General features: G+C 40.9%; 11 protein-coding genes. 8 read left to right on the top strand and 3 right to left on the bottom strand.

Features of this window, described 5'->3' with window-relative positions:
- Window positions 1-78: 78 nt before the first annotated feature.
- Window positions 79-1,554, bottom strand: a complete 1,476-nt coding sequence (locus GQR53_RS08020; RefSeq protein WP_165743483.1) for an NAD(P)H-hydrate dehydratase — start codon at window positions 1,552-1,554, stop codon at window positions 79-81.
- Window positions 1,555-1,793: 239 nt separating this feature from the next.
- Here GQR53_RS08020 and gmk point away from each other — a divergent pair, with 239 nt between their 5' ends.
- From gmk to GQR53_RS08045, 5 genes are all read left to right on the top strand, one after another.
- Window positions 1,794-2,414, top strand: a complete 621-nt coding sequence (gmk, locus tag GQR53_RS08025) for a guanylate kinase (protein ID WP_165743484.1) — start codon at window positions 1,794-1,796, stop codon at window positions 2,412-2,414.
- 124 nt (window positions 2,415-2,538) lie between these two features.
- Window positions 2,539-2,814, top strand: a complete 276-nt coding sequence (gene rpoZ, locus GQR53_RS08030) for a DNA-directed RNA polymerase subunit omega (RefSeq protein WP_002958829.1) — start codon at window positions 2,539-2,541, stop codon at window positions 2,812-2,814.
- Window positions 2,815-2,936: 122 nt separating this feature from the next.
- Complete coding sequence (gene spoT, locus GQR53_RS08035; RefSeq protein ID WP_002958827.1) at window positions 2,937-5,042, top strand: bifunctional GTP diphosphokinase/guanosine-3',5'-bis pyrophosphate 3'-pyrophosphohydrolase; 2,106 nt, start codon at window positions 2,937-2,939, stop codon at window positions 5,040-5,042.
- 12 nt (window positions 5,043-5,054) lie between these two features.
- Window positions 5,055-5,447 carry a RidA family protein gene (locus tag GQR53_RS08040; RefSeq protein ID WP_002958826.1) on the top strand — a complete coding sequence of 131 codons (393 nt, stop codon included), beginning with the start codon at window positions 5,055-5,057 and terminating at the stop codon, window positions 5,445-5,447.
- A gap of 151 nt (window positions 5,448-5,598) precedes the next feature.
- Window positions 5,599-7,206: a FapA family protein gene (locus GQR53_RS08045; RefSeq protein ID WP_165743486.1), complete on the top strand. Its 1,608-nt coding sequence runs from the start codon at window positions 5,599-5,601 to the stop codon at window positions 7,204-7,206.
- A 39-nt stretch (window positions 7,207-7,245) separates the two neighbouring features.
- On the opposite strand, the gene asnA is transcribed toward GQR53_RS08045, so the two are convergent.
- On the bottom strand, window positions 7,246-8,241 hold the full coding sequence (asnA, locus tag GQR53_RS08050; protein WP_165743488.1) for an aspartate--ammonia ligase: 996 nt from the start codon (window positions 8,239-8,241) through the stop codon (window positions 7,246-7,248).
- Between the two features lie 197 nt (window positions 8,242-8,438).
- On the opposite strand from asnA, the gene asnC reads away from it, so the two are divergent.
- From asnC to recG, 3 genes are read left to right on the top strand one after another with little or no spacing between them, the layout of a single operon-like run.
- On the top strand, window positions 8,439-8,897 hold the full coding sequence (gene asnC, locus GQR53_RS08055; RefSeq protein ID WP_002958822.1) for a transcriptional regulator AsnC: 459 nt from the start codon (window positions 8,439-8,441) through the stop codon (window positions 8,895-8,897).
- Window positions 8,898-8,938: 41 nt separating this feature from the next.
- Window positions 8,939-9,625, top strand: a complete 687-nt coding sequence (gene trmH / locus GQR53_RS08060) for a tRNA (guanosine(18)-2'-O)-methyltransferase TrmH (RefSeq protein ID WP_165743490.1) — start codon at window positions 8,939-8,941, stop codon at window positions 9,623-9,625.
- A gap of 58 nt (window positions 9,626-9,683) precedes the next feature.
- Window positions 9,684-11,765 (top strand): ATP-dependent DNA helicase RecG, encoded by a 2,082-nt coding sequence (gene recG, locus GQR53_RS08065; RefSeq protein ID WP_165743492.1) that lies wholly within the window; start codon window positions 9,684-9,686, stop codon window positions 11,763-11,765.
- Window positions 11,766-11,925: 160 nt separating this feature from the next.
- On the opposite strand, the gene GQR53_RS08070 is transcribed toward recG, so the two are convergent.
- Window positions 11,926-14,058: an alpha-galactosidase gene (locus tag GQR53_RS08070; RefSeq protein ID WP_165743494.1), complete on the bottom strand. Its 2,133-nt coding sequence runs from the start codon at window positions 14,056-14,058 to the stop codon at window positions 11,926-11,928.
- Window positions 14,059-14,336: the final 278 nt, after the last annotated feature.

A 14,336-nucleotide genomic window follows, 5' to 3' on the forward strand; every position in this document is an offset into this window, starting at 1 on the left:
AAAATCAGCTGCCTGATATATTCATTTCAGATGAGGCTGAATAGTTACATAATTAGTTATGTAAAGTGACGCTTAAACTCACGTCACTTTATTAACTAACTCTCTTACAATTGGGAATAGATCACTGGGTAGCATTCCCCTTTGCCCGTCTCGCTCACTTGCGATATCACCGGCTTTAGCGTGCAGTGTTACGCCATAGCGTGCTGCTTCATCAATATTTAAACCTTGAGCAAGTAATGCCCCAATAATACCAGTGAGTACGTCGCCACTGCCGCCAACTGCCAGTGCTGGGTTGCCATCTTCACATACCCACGTGTGCTGGGCATTAGCTATTAATGTTCCAGCGCCTTTTAATACACAAGTCGCGTTATAGCGCTTGGCGCAAAGGCGAGCATAATTAAAGCGGTCTGATTCTATGTCGCTAGTACTAACACTTAGCAGACGCGAAGCTTCGCCTGGATGTGGCGTAAGTACGCATTGCTCTAACATATACGATGAGGCTTGCTTAGCCAGTAAATTAAGGGCGTCTGCATCTATAACCAATGGCATTTTATTGTTTTGGCAATATTGCATTACTTCATCGAATGTTTGTTGTGCCCACTCGTCTTGCCCAAGCCCTGGGCCAATAACAACGCAGCTTGCCCACTCTAGCGCTTGATGTAAGTTATTACTGCTTACCATAAGCTCTGGTCTGCCAATGCTAATAGGTGTTATTGAGCTTTCGTGTGTATACACCCTTACCATGCCAGCACCCGTTCTAAGAGCTGCTTCACTACTTAACCTAATTGCACCTGCAGTACCGTGATTACCACCAACACATAAAAGCTTGCCATGGCTGCCTTTGTGACTATTGATTGCCCGCGTGGCTATTCCTTTAAAGCTATTAATATTTATCAAGGTTCCTGATGACTGAGCTATACAAGTAAACGCATCGCCAATTGCTAAATCATCAAAAACTAACTTACCGCTATATTGTTTACCTGCCGTCGTTGTGAGCCCTTGCTTTATACCTACAAAAGTAACGGTTGAAGTAGCTTGTACTGCGCACCCTAAAGGCTGTCCTGTATTTGCTTCAATGCCTGATGGAATATCAATGCTTATTACGGGCTTACCACTGTTATTTACAGCGTTAATTATATTCGCAAAATTATCGCGCACGGCGCTATTAAGCCCAGTACCGAGGAGCGCATCAATAACGATATCGCATTTATTAAGAGCATCTTTTGTAAAATGAGAAACCACCCCACCCGCTTCTGTCCATAGCTGCTGCGCTTTTGCAGCATCACCGTTTAATGTCTTATCAGGTTCAGCAGCGCATACTGTTGCCTTTTTACCTGATTGCATAATAAGCCTAGCTACAACGTAACCGTCTCCAGCGTTGTTACCATGGCCAACAATGACTAATGTATGCTGTACATCAAATAACTGCCATTGCTTATATACAGCCTCGCCTGCTCGCTGCATTAGGGTAAATAAATCGCAATGACTATTTTTAGCCGCTAAAGCTTCATTATCTCTTACTTGTTGTGCGGTAAATAAGGTTTTATTAAGCATAAAGGCTCCTTTAATAGGTGATACTTCACCTTATCAAATACTTATATCTAGCGGCTAGTTCTGTTGGCAATTTTAAATTGCAATTTTATTTAAAGTCTAACACTCCCACTTCAATTTGGGCATGGCTCACTTGAGCACGTCTAACTTGAGCAAGGTGAGCTAATTAAAGTACAATGCAGTTAATTAAAGGCTTGGTTTACTTGTAATCCAAGCCTGTTTATTTTTAGGTAGAGAAAAGCATGGCACAAACTCGCGGTAACTTATTTATTTTATCAGCCCCTTCAGGTGCTGGTAAATCAAGCTTAATCAATGCGTTATTAAAAAAACACGCTGATATGAAAGTATCTGTATCACATACAACTCGCGCCCCTCGCCCAGGCGAAGAAAATGGTTTGCATTATCACTTTGCATCTACAGATGAGTTTAAAGCGCTTATTGCCAAAGATGACTTTTTTGAATGGGCCCAAGTGTTTGACAATTACTACGGCACATCAAAGCAGGCTATTGAGTCGCAACTTGATGCGGGTATTGATGTGTTTTTAGATATTGATTGGCAAGGCGCGCAACAAGTGCGCGAAATAATGCCAAGCGTAAAAACTATTTTTATACTACCTCCTTCAAAAGAAGAGTTAGAGCAACGCTTAAATAATCGTGGCCAAGATTCGGCTGAGGTTATTGCCTCTCGTATGGCAAAAGCACAATCTGAAACATCACATTATAACGAATACGACTATGTAATTGTTAATGATGACTTTGAGACTGCGCTTGGCGACATAGAAATGATTGTAATGGCTCAGCGCTTAACCCTAAAAGCGCAAGAAGAACGCCATCAAGTTTTACTAAATAGCCTGCTTAAATAATTTAAGTCTATTTAAATCAGGCTTAGACAAGTAAAACTGATAAAAATTGAACACTGGCTATTGGCGAAAGTGGCTGCTTGCAGTAAACTACGTCTTTGATTTAAATTATTTTTGGAGTGCTGTGATGGCCCGCGTAACAGTTGAAGATGCAGTAGATGCAGTTGGTAATCGTTTTGACTTAATTTTAGTTGCGGCTCGTCGTGCCCGCCAAATTGCTGTTGGTGGTAAAACTCCACTAGTAGACCCTGAAAACGATAAGCCAACGGTAGTTGCTTTACGTGAAATTGAACTAGGTTTAGTTGATAGCTCTTCAATGGACTTAATTGACCGTGAAGAACAACAACACCAAGAAGCAGCTGAATTAGCTGCTGTTGCTGCTATTGTTGGTGGCAACCAATAATCGACCTCCCGGTCTGATTTAGCCAACGGCGCAGTATTTCTACTATAGCCGTTGGCAATCCTCTCTTTTCATCGTATATTCGTAACTTACCTAATTTGCTTCACTAGAACATTGGAGTGTGAATGTATCTTTTTGAAGGTCTTAAAAAGAAAATCTCAGAATACTTGCCCGCTGCTGATGTAGAGCTGGTTCAAAAATCTTACGTGGTAGCCCGAGAGGCCCATGAAGGACAAACTCGCTCGAGTGGCGAACCTTACATAACGCACCCAGTAGAAGTAACCCAAATTCTTGCAGGCATGCACCTTGACCATGAAACGCTCATGGCCGCGCTAATGCATGATGTAATTGAAGATACTGATTTTAGTCAACAAGATTTAGCCGAGATATTTGGCGAAACTGTTGCAGAGCTAGTTGAAGGTGTGAGTAAGCTCGATAAGCTTAGCTTTAAAGATAAAAAAGAATTCCAAGCTGAAAACTACCGCAAAATGATTATGGCAATGACTCAGGATATTCGAGTCATTTTAATCAAGCTTGCTGATAGAACACACAATATGCGTACTTTAGGCGCATTGCGCCCAGATAAGCGCCGCAGAATAGCGCGTGAAACACTAGAAATTTACGCACCAATTGCAAACCGCTTAGGTATTCACGATATTAAAAATGAACTTGAAGACTTAGGTTTTCAAGCTTTATATCCTATGCGTCATCGCGCACTTAAATCGGAAGTTGCTAAAGCACGCGGTAATCGCAAAGAAGTTATTACTAATATCCAGCATGAAATAGAAGCACGTCTTGAAGAATCAGGCATTAAAGCAACTGTGTCTGGCCGTGAAAAACATTTATATAGTATTTATAAAAAAATGCTTAATAAAGAACTGCTATTTAACGAAGTTATGGATATTTACGCGTTTAGAATTGCAGTTGACTCTATGGATACGTGTTATCGTGTATTAGGTGTAGCTCATAGTCTTTATAAACCTATTGAAACACGCTTTAAAGATTATATTGCAGTACCAAAAACAAACGGTTACCAATCGCTTCATACTTCATTAGTTGGTCCACACGGTATACCTGTTGAAATTCAAATTCGTACTCACGATATGGATCATATGGCCGACAAAGGTGTAGCGGCGCATTGGATGTATAAAAAAGCAGGTGATGGCGCAGGTAATACTTCGCAGCAACGTGCTCGCCAGTGGATGCAGAGCTTATTAGAGCTTCAACAAAGTGCGGGTTCATCATTTGAATTTATTGAAAATGTAAAAACTGAGCTATTCCCAGAAGAAATTTACGTATTTACACCAGATGGGCGTATTGTTGAGCTACCGATGGGTGCTACCGCAGTCGATTTTGCCTATGCCGTGCATACAGATGTAGGCAACACCTGTGTAGGCGCGCGCGTTAATCGCAAGCCGCACCCTTTAAGTAGGCCCTTAGATACAGGGCAAACTATAGAGATAATAACAAGCTCAGGTGCTCACCCTAATGCAACATGGCTAAACTTTATTGTTACTGGTAAAGCGCGTTTGGGCGTTCGTAATTACCTTAGAAGCCAGCATCATGAAGAAGCTATGCTTTTAGGGCGCCGCTTACTTGATTCAGCATTAGGTGAAAACAAACTAGATAGCATTGCTGATGAAAATATAGCGAGAGTACTTGAGGAGCACGAACTAACAACGCTTCTTGAATTACTTGTAGAAATTGGCTCTGGTAACCTAATGAGCATGTTAATTGCCAAACGCCTATTACAAAATGACAGTGACGACTTAACTGATATTACCAGCCAAGCCAAAGCGACCATTATTGGTACTGAGGGCATGCTAGTTAATTACTCTAAGTGTTGCCGACCTGTACCTGGCGATGCTATTACAGCTCATGTAAGCCAAGGTAAGGGCCTGACCGTTCACCGCCAAGAATGTAAAAACATCCGTGGCTGGGAAAATGAGCGCTCTAAATACTTAGTTGTAAAATGGGACGACAACCCAGAGAAAGAATATATTGCAGCTCTGAGAGTTGAAATTATTAATCATCAGGGGGCTCTGGCTAAATTAACCAATGTTGTTACTACAACCCAAGCCAATATTGTAGAAATTACCACCGATGAAAAAGAAAGTAATTTATACGTGATAGATTTAGGGGTTACCGTTAAAAACCGTATCCACGTTGCTAACATCATGCGCCGCATTCGCGTTATGCCTGATGTACAAAAAGTCTATCGTAAAAAGTAAAATAGGAAACACATGAATAAAGCATTTATCTCTACCGACAAAGCACCTGCTGCCATTGGCACTTACAGCCAAGCAGTTAAAGTAGGCACCGCTGTTTATTTATCTGGTCAAATTCCATTAGTGCCAGAAACGATGGAAATGATTTCAGAAGACTTTAGTGAGCAAACGCATCAGGTATTTAAAAATATCACTGCGGTATGTGAAGAAGCTGGCGGGCAAATTCAAGATTTAGTGAAAATAAATATTTATCTAACTGATTTATCTAACTTCGCCACTGTAAATGAAGTAATGAGCCAATACTTTAAGCAACCTTACCCAGCAAGAGCTGCATTAGGTGTTCGTGCACTACCAAAAGGTGCACAAGTTGAAATAGATGGAATAATGGAACTTCCTTCTACCAATTAAGTATTACAGGCTATAGAGCCTCTCTATAGCCTTTCTTTCCCTCTTAGCACTTCGTTCTCTGTGACCTCTTGACTCAAATGTAAATTTCTAGCAATCTGTAGTTGTGTTTTAAAAAACAAACTTAACTTAAGTAGTAAAAAAGGATTAACTCGTGTTTAAGCTTGCCAACAATGGAAATGTTTTACTTGATGTAAAAGAACATATTCCTCCCAGCGCTGCATTTATTTTAGAGGCTCTCGAAAAGTCAGCTTTTTGCGACTGCAAAATAGATCATGACGCTATTAATGATTTTTTTAAAAACGAAAACACACAACACACTCTGGTTGTAGCAACAAAACACAATGCCACTTTAAATGTAACAATTAGCGACGATAAAATGTTGGCCATTGGCGAGCTAACCCTTGCCCAAGGCGGAAAATTATTAAGTTTAGAAGATGCAAAAAAACAACTCGTTAAAGCAGGAATTGTGCGTGGCTATAAGCAAGCATTTTTAGAGTTGCTACTGCAAAAACAGTTTGAGCATACAGCGGGTTCTGTCGTTAAGGGAGTATTAGCTAAAGGCAGACTCCCAAGTGATGGTTTGGCCACTAAACTAATAACAACCGTAGAGACTTTAAAAGACCGTTTAAAAACCCCCAAGCTCAAAGAAGATGGCAGCGTGGATATGCGCGACTTTGGCAAGCTTGCAAGCGTAGAGCCAGGCTCTGTGCTTATTCGCCAACAACCAGCAACCCCTGGTAAAGAAGGCTTCACCGTAATAGGTGACATACTGCCCGCAAAACCCGGAGAAAATAAACAATTAGTGGCAGGCGAAGGCACCGAAATATCAAAGCTGAATCCGCTTGAACTAGTCTCTACTATTACAGGTGTTCCGGTTGAAATTAATAATGGTATGCGTGTCGACGATATTTTTACCATTTCAGATGTAAACGTAAAAAGCGGCCACATAGACTTTCAAGGCAGTGTTATTGTTACCCGCAATATAGACCCTGGAATGAAAGTAACAGCCAAAGGCGATATTACTATATTTGGCACTGTTGAATCAGGAGAGCTTACCGCAGGCGGAAACATCACCGTTAAACAAGGCATTATTGGCCATCAAAAAGCCGACGAACAATCACTGTCTTGTAAGCTTATTGCACGAGGTGATATTCACGTATCCCATTCACAGTATTGCTACCTAGAAGCAAATAATATTTTTATTGATCGCCAAACAAGCCACTGTGTAATGAAAGCTAAACGCTTACTGCAAGTTGGTCAATCAGACTTACCTAATGGTAAAATATTTGGTGGCGAAATACTTGATGCAACAACCCTCATTGCTGGCGAAATAGGGAATGAATCAGGTGCTAAAGTGATTATTAACCTAGCGGCTTCTGGCGCCGAAATAACAGCAGATACTGATAATTGCTTTAAAGACTTAGCTAAAACAGATGCACAGCTAGACACGTTACAAGCAGCACTAGAAAAAACTGATTTAGTGAAAGATGCCGAAAAGAAAAAACTATTAATTACTAAAATTGGTGCTACTCAAAAGCATTATTGTGAGCAGGCAGAGCAATTAGAAAAACGTCTTTCAAACTTAGATCACGACTTACACGATTTACTTAACGACGCTAATTTAGCGGTAAATTCTGTTTTGCATTCAGGTGTAGAGATTCATATTTTTGATAAAGTACTTAAAACAATCCGCAATTACCCTCCGTGCAACGTTAAACTTTTGAATAACAAAATTGAAATAGAGTTCAAAACAAGCTAATAACTGAGTGCTCTATTGAGCACTCAAATTTATTCACATTTAAAGTAAACCGCTTACCTCAGCATGTGTTTGCTGCGGCCATACACCCACTTGTACTTGGCCAATATGCTGCTTTTGTAGCAAGAGCATAGCCAAGCGCGACTGCCCTATTCCACCGCCAATTGTTTGCGGAAATTTACTTTGTAGTAGCGCTTTATGCCAATCAAACTCTAAGCGGTCTTCATCTCCAGTAACCCTTAACTGCGCTTTTAAAACTTCAGGACTTACGCGTATACCCATTGATGAAATTTCAAAAGCGTCTTCAAGTACTGGATTCCATACTAAAATATCACCATTTAAACCCATGTATTGCTCGCATGTCGGCGTAGACCAATCATCGTAATCTGGGGCTCTTACATCATGGATTTTGCCATCACCAAGCGCGCCACCAATACCAATTAAAAATACAGCACCATATTCTTGTGCAATGGCTTTTTCGCGTTGTTTAGCGCTAAAGTCAGGGTACATTTTACGTAGCTCTTCACTGTGCACAAACTTAATGTCGTCCGGTAAAAAAGGCGTCAAACCATAAGACTCACTTACAAAAGCTTCCGTCTCTTTTATCCCTTTATAAATAGATTGAACAGTTTGCTTTAGTGTTGCCAGCGAACGCTCTGTGGTTTCGTTAATTACCTTTTCCCAATCCCATTGATCAACATATACAGAATGAATAGGACTTAATGAATCTTCATCTGGGCGCAAAGCTTTCATTTGAGTGTAAATACCCTCACCAACACCAAAGCCATAAGTTGCGAGTGTTTTACGTTTCCACTTAGCTAATGAATGCACCACTTCGTAGCGACTATCTGTAATCGCTTTTACATTTACAGCAACTGCGTTTTCATGGCCGCTTAAGTTATCTTGCGTGCCGTCACCTACTTTAGCCAAAATAGGGGCTTGAACCTCAACCAGCCCAAGTTGGGTTTCTAGTTGCTGTGAAAAAAATTGCTTAACTTTACTTATTTGCTGCTGTTGCTGCACATAGTGTGAACTCATAATAATTGGCCTCATTCCCAGTTATTGTTACTTGCTTAATTGATAAAAAGCGCCCTAATGAGCGCCTTTAACGAGGTTAATTTAACGATTTGATTAATTAATTCAATATCCCACAATAAAAATAGCTTTAAGATATTAAAACCATCAATTAAGTGGTATAAAAATCATATATTCGATAATTTTATGAGAAAAATATAATGGAAAATTATTTAATCGATAATCTCGATAAACAGATACTTCATGCATTAATGGCAAATGCCCGTACTGCGTACGCCGAATTAGCAAAAAGATTTAATGTAAGCGCAGGGACAATTCACGTAAGAATTGAAAAAATGAAGCAAGCAGGGATCATTACAGGCACCCAATTAACGATTAATACTAAACAGCTAGGCTACGATGTGTGTTGCTTTATAGGTATTAATTTAAATAACGCACGTGATTACCCACAAACACTTATAAAGCTAGAAGCATTGGAGGAAGTGGTAGAGGCTTATTACACAACAGGTAACTACAGTATATTTATAAAGGTAATGACAAAGTCCATTGATCACTTACAAGATGTGCTGATTAATAAGATACAAGCAATAGAAGCCATTCAATCAACAGAAACACTGATTTCTCTACAAAATCCAATTAGCCGTACGGTAATGCCTTAACTGCAAAAATCTCGTATAATTGTCGAAAAAAGAGGATAACCATGCAGCAAACTCGCTACCAAAGAATCGAAGACGTACTTTCGCGCCGTCAAACAGACTTAACCGTGTGCTTAGAAGACGTGCACAAACACCATAACTTATCTGCAATAGTACGAAGTGCTGATGCGGTTGGTTGTCATCACGTACATGCTGTATGGCCTGAAAAGCAAAAATGGCTAACAAATAATACCTCAGGTGGCAGTAAAAACTGGCTAGAGACGCACTTACATAGAAATATTGATGATGCAGTTACTGCAATGCGTGAACGCAATCCAGAAATACAAATACTCGCGACTCACTTATCAGAAGATGCCGTTGATTTTAGAGAAGTAGATTACACCAAGCCAACGGCTATTATTGTTGGACAAGAAAAAACGGGGATCTCAGAAAAAGCCCTAGAATATGCCGATCAAAATATTATTATTCCAATGCAAGGCATGGTGCAATCACTAAATGTTTCAGTTGCTGCTGCGCTAATATTGTTTGAAGCACAGCGCCAACGTGAGCTGGCTGGTTTATATAATAGAGATATGTTGAGCGCCGAAGTTAAACATCCACTCTACTTTGAAGGCTGCCACCCTATTATCGCAAGGCAGTGTAAACAAAAAAAATTACCTTATCCTGTACTTGATGAAAACGGCGAAATAGTCGCTGACGAGCAATTTTGGCAAGCTTTAAAACATACTTGATGGACTAAAGCTCTGTAAGTACACTTAGCTTATTCACAAATAATAAGATTGATATAATTTGTCTAAACCTAGCTTAAATCAATACCCAATTACAGAGCTCAAAGGGGTCGGCCCAAAAATGGCTGAGCGTTTGTTAAAGCTAGGTATTTTAACTGTGCAAGATATGCTTTTTCATTTGCCACTTCGCTACGAAGATCGCACTCGCTTATACGCGATTAATGAGTTGTCACTACATAGCCACGTGAGTGTTGAAGCAACAATTGAAACAAGCCAAATCACGTTTGGAAAAAGGCGCATGCTTGTTTGCCAAATCAATGATGGTACTGGCAGGCTAACACTACGATTTTTTAATTTTACCGCCGCACAAAAAAACGCATTTAGCGCTGGTAAAATAATACGTTGTTTTGGTGAAGTGCGCCGTGGCCGTGTTGGCTTTGAAATGAGTCATCCTGAATACAGCATCAGCGATACCTCTAACGGGCAGCCGGTAGCAACAACATTAACGCCCGTTTATTCAACAACCGAAGGCTTAAAGCAACTATCGATTAGAGCTTTAAGCGAACAGGCTATTGATTTATTAAATAAATACTCAGTAGAAGAACTACTGCCTTCACAGTGGCAGCCATCAAATATGCCGCTAAGTGACGCCTTATTATTACTGCACCGCCCACCAAATGATGTTGATGTAACTGCATTAGAGCAAGGTACTCACCCAGCTCAACAGCGCCTTGTATTTGAGGAGTTACTTGCTCAAAACCTCAGCTTATTAAAAGTACGAGAGCAAGGGCAACAAGTTAAAGCCGTCGCATTAAATCCGGTAAACACATTAGAAAGCCAATTTTTAGAGCAACTTCCTTTTGCACCCACAAATGCGCAAAGCCGCGTAGTTGCTGAAATTAAAGGTGACATGCAACACGCGTATCCAATGATGCGTTTAGTGCAAGGCGATGTAGGCTCAGGTAAAACCCTAGTAGCAGCACTTAGTGCACTAACAGCCATTGCGCAGGGCTTTCAAGTCGCTTTAATGGCTCCTACTGAAATTTTATCAGAGCAACATGGCGTTAATTTTACAACGTGGTTTAATCAACTAGGTATAACAGTTGCTTGGCTTGGCGGTAAAACAAAAGGCAAAGAGCGCGTAGCAACACTTGAAAAAATAGCCTCTGGTGAAGCGCAAATGATTGTAGGTACTCACGCCTTATTTCAAGATGAAGTTAAGTTTAATAACTTAGTGCTTATCGTTATTGATGAACAACACCGCTTTGGTGTCCACCAGCGTTTATCACTGCGTGAAAAAGGTAAGTTTGGTGATTGTTACCCTCATCAACTAGTCATGACCGCAACACCCATTCCACGTACACTCGCCATGACCGCCTATGCCGACTTAGAAACCTCTGTGATTGATGAGCTGCCACCAGGGCGTACGCCAATCACAACAGTGGCACTTCCTGATACTCGCAGGGACGATATTATTGCTCGCGTTAAATTAGCGTGTAACGAGCAAGGCCGCCAAGTTTATTGGGTGTGTACACTTATTGATGAATCTGAAGTACTGCAATGCCAAGCCGCCGAAGACAGCGCACTGCAGTTAAAAGAAGCGCTACCAGAGCTAAACGTAGGCTTAGTACATGGGCGAATGAAATCAGCTGAAAAACAAGCCATCATGAGTGAGTTTAAAGCAGGTAATATACATGTTTTAGTTGCCACTACGGTTATTGAAGTTGGTGTAGACGTCCCTAATGCGAGCTTAATCATTATAGAAAACCCTGAGCGCTTAGGCTTAGCACAGCTGCATCAGTTACGTGGGCGAGTTGGCCGTGGCGCTACGGCATCGCATTGCGTGCTTTTATACCACGCACCACTGTCTCATACTGCTCAAAAGCGATTAGGCGTACTACGCGATAGTAACGATGGTTTTGTAATAGCAGAGCGCGATTTAGAAATTCGTGGCCCTGGTGAAGTACTCGGTACAAAACAAACAGGGTTAGCCGAGTTTAAAATTGCCGATCTTACTCGTGATAAGCACATACTTAATCAAGTAAGGCCAATTGCACAGCAAATGCTTAAGCAACATCCAGAGGTTGTTGACCCACTAATTCAACGTTGGTTGGGTAACAAGCAAAATTACGCGCAAGCGTAACCACTTTATTTTCTATACTTTTGAGTTTACTAAGTTAATTTACTAAATTAGCTTACTAAGGATATAAAAAAGTCAGCTTTAAACAATATAAAGCTGACTACTAATATCTCAATAGAGCAGCATAAAAGCGATTTTCACCCTTTACTGCTCTTAGTTATATTTAAGCTTTGTTAAGCTCAAATATAAACGATGTTTGCGGGAATGAAATTGGCATTTGTAAACCAAACTGCATTAGCGCTTCACCGGTAAATGTTTGACCATTTACCGCAGCAATAGAAGATGGGCGATACTCTTCAAATTTTACCGGCCACACTAAATTAAGTGTGTACTGCGCATCGGTATCTAGGCCAACAAAACGAAGCTTATTAGGCGCTGTACGCGGTGTTTCGCGAACGCTGTTATAGGCAAATAACGCTTTTGTTTTTTGCTCATCGATTAAACCAAAGTTAATTGATAAATCGTCGCTATCAAGGCGGTATAAATCGGCAGCATGAATAAACTCACGATGCTCTTTGTGAAGTGCTATTGCCGCTTTAAGTGCATTGTATTCGTGATCGGTCAGCTCACGTGGGTCCATTTCGATTCCCATGTGGCCAAACATTGATACCGCAGCACGCATTTCAATACTTACATTACGCCCTGTGATATGACAATCGCGTGGGCCTACGTGTGCACCCATAACCGACGATGGGAAAAAGAACGAACATCCACGCTGTATTTCAAGGCGATCAAGCGCATCGTTTGAATCTGACGTCCATACACGGTCTGTGTGTGCAAGTACGCCGTAATCTACACGTGCACCACCTGACGAACAGCTTTCTATTTCAAGCCCTGGGTGCGCCGCTTTAATACGGTCAATTAAACGATAAAGTGCTAATGTTTGCTGGTGCACTGCTGGCTTACCATCAAAATTACCCGCATGGTTAATATCGCGGTTCATATCCCATTTAATGTACTTAATAGTTGGGTATTCAACTAAAATATCGTCAATCGCTTTGTATAGGTACTCAACAACCTCAGAGCGCGTTAAATCAAGTACTAGCTGATTTCTAAAGCTTAGCTGCTCGTTGTTTTGAGAGCCTAAAACCCAATCTGGATGCGCGCGGTATAAATCGCTATCAGGGTTGACCATTTCTGGTTCAAACCAAATACCAAACTCCATACCTAAGCTATTAACATGATCAATGACTGGCGATAAGCCATCTGGATAAATTTTGTAATCTACTGTCCAATCACCTAAGCCTGCATTGTCGCCACGGCGGCCTTTAAACCAGCCATCATCAAGTACAAAACGCTCAATACCTAACGGCGCTACTTTGTCGGCTAACTGCTTAAGCGTGTCTACGTCGTGATCAAAGTAAATACCTTCCCACGTGTTGTAATGCACAGGGCGCGCTTTTTCACGTTGCGCTTGGCTAAGTAAATTAGCTTTAACAAAACGATGGAAATTACGAGAAAGCGCACTAAAACCTTCACTTGAAAACGAGCCATAAATGCTCGGGCTTTGATACGTTTGACCTTTAGCAAGCGTAAGCTCACCAGGAAGTAATAGCTCACCCATTTGTACATAACGACGACCTTCAGCTAGAAGCTCTGCGCGTAGTTTATTGTTGCCGCTCCAACCTAAATGAAAGCCGTAACATTCGCCGTGTTGCTCGCCTGCATTTTCGTTATGCACTAATAAACCAGGAAACACATCGTGTGATGTTTTGCCTTTACGGTTTTCACGTACAAAGCTCCCAAGCACTAAATCAACAGATTGACGCTGGAATTCGTTTGACCAACGACCTTCAAAGCTCACTATTTTGCTTACGCTATCTGGAAATTGAAATGTTGGCGCGGCGCAAAAATTAACGCCCAGTGGTGAGTCACCTAAATTAGTTAATACAGTATGTGCACTTAGTACGTCACTGTTGTTGTCAAGCGTAATGCTGTGCACGACTTCAATACCACGAAGCTTATCTACACTTACAAACTCAACAGTCGCACTTGAAGGCTGACGCACTTCTTGAAGCTCTGGCCCAACTGACCATGCGATTGAGTCATTTACTAGCTCAAGCCCTGGCGCGCCAGTAAAGCCTTCGCCTAATAAAGGAGATAGAGAAATAGGCGCTTCTTCAACCACGGCACATTTTACTTCTTGACGAGTTGCTAGCTGAGTAAGCATTGTTTCTGTTGTTTGCTCAGATAGGCGTTTACCAAAGTACAGTAATGCCGGTGTTTTGCTCTGGCAGTCGAAAATAACGGTGCTGTTTACACTGTCTAATCGATAAAATGATTTAGTGTCGGCCATGATTTTCCTATCCTCTTGTTCATTGTGTGAGTTATAAATATAACGAAAATTAGTAAGCTACACTATTTACTAAATGTATCTCTTTGCTTGAGCCACAATCTATCAGATGGTGACACCCAACAATAATAGTATATATCATATAAATTAGGTTTTGATAGTCTTTACATCGCAAATAGTCAGATAAACTCACTGGAAGTACCACTGTAATAAAAGGTATTAAACTAACCCTCACTTTAAAGCTCTGTTATTGCTTTTAATATATATAAAAAATCGGCCAG

The sequence above is a fragment of the Pseudoalteromonas sp. Z9A6 genome (assembly GCF_011378805.1).
GTDB lineage: Bacteria > Pseudomonadota > Gammaproteobacteria > Enterobacterales > Alteromonadaceae > Pseudoalteromonas > Pseudoalteromonas distincta.

Excerpts from the sequence above, each read along its gene's own strand:
- GQR53_RS08020 (WP_165743483.1), bottom strand. The coding sequence starts at position 1,554 with ATGCTTAATAAAACCTTATTTACCGCACAACAAGTAAGAGATAATGAA.
- gmk (WP_165743484.1), top strand. The coding sequence starts at position 1,794 with ATGGCACAAACTCGCGGTAACTTATTTATTTTATCAGCCCCTTCAGGT.
- rpoZ (WP_002958829.1), top strand. The coding sequence starts at position 2,539 with ATGGCCCGCGTAACAGTTGAAGATGCAGTAGATGCAGTTGGTAATCGT.
- spoT (WP_002958827.1), top strand. The coding sequence starts at position 2,937 with ATGTATCTTTTTGAAGGTCTTAAAAAGAAAATCTCAGAATACTTGCCC.
- GQR53_RS08040 (WP_002958826.1), top strand. The coding sequence starts at position 5,055 with ATGAATAAAGCATTTATCTCTACCGACAAAGCACCTGCTGCCATTGGC.
- asnA (WP_165743488.1), bottom strand. The coding sequence starts at position 8,241 with ATGAGTTCACACTATGTGCAGCAACAGCAGCAAATAAGTAAAGTTAAG.
- asnC (WP_002958822.1), top strand. The coding sequence starts at position 8,439 with ATGGAAAATTATTTAATCGATAATCTCGATAAACAGATACTTCATGCA.
- trmH (WP_165743490.1), top strand. The coding sequence starts at position 8,939 with ATGCAGCAAACTCGCTACCAAAGAATCGAAGACGTACTTTCGCGCCGT.
- GQR53_RS08070 (WP_165743494.1), bottom strand. The coding sequence starts at position 14,058 with ATGGCCGACACTAAATCATTTTATCGATTAGACAGTGTAAACAGCACC.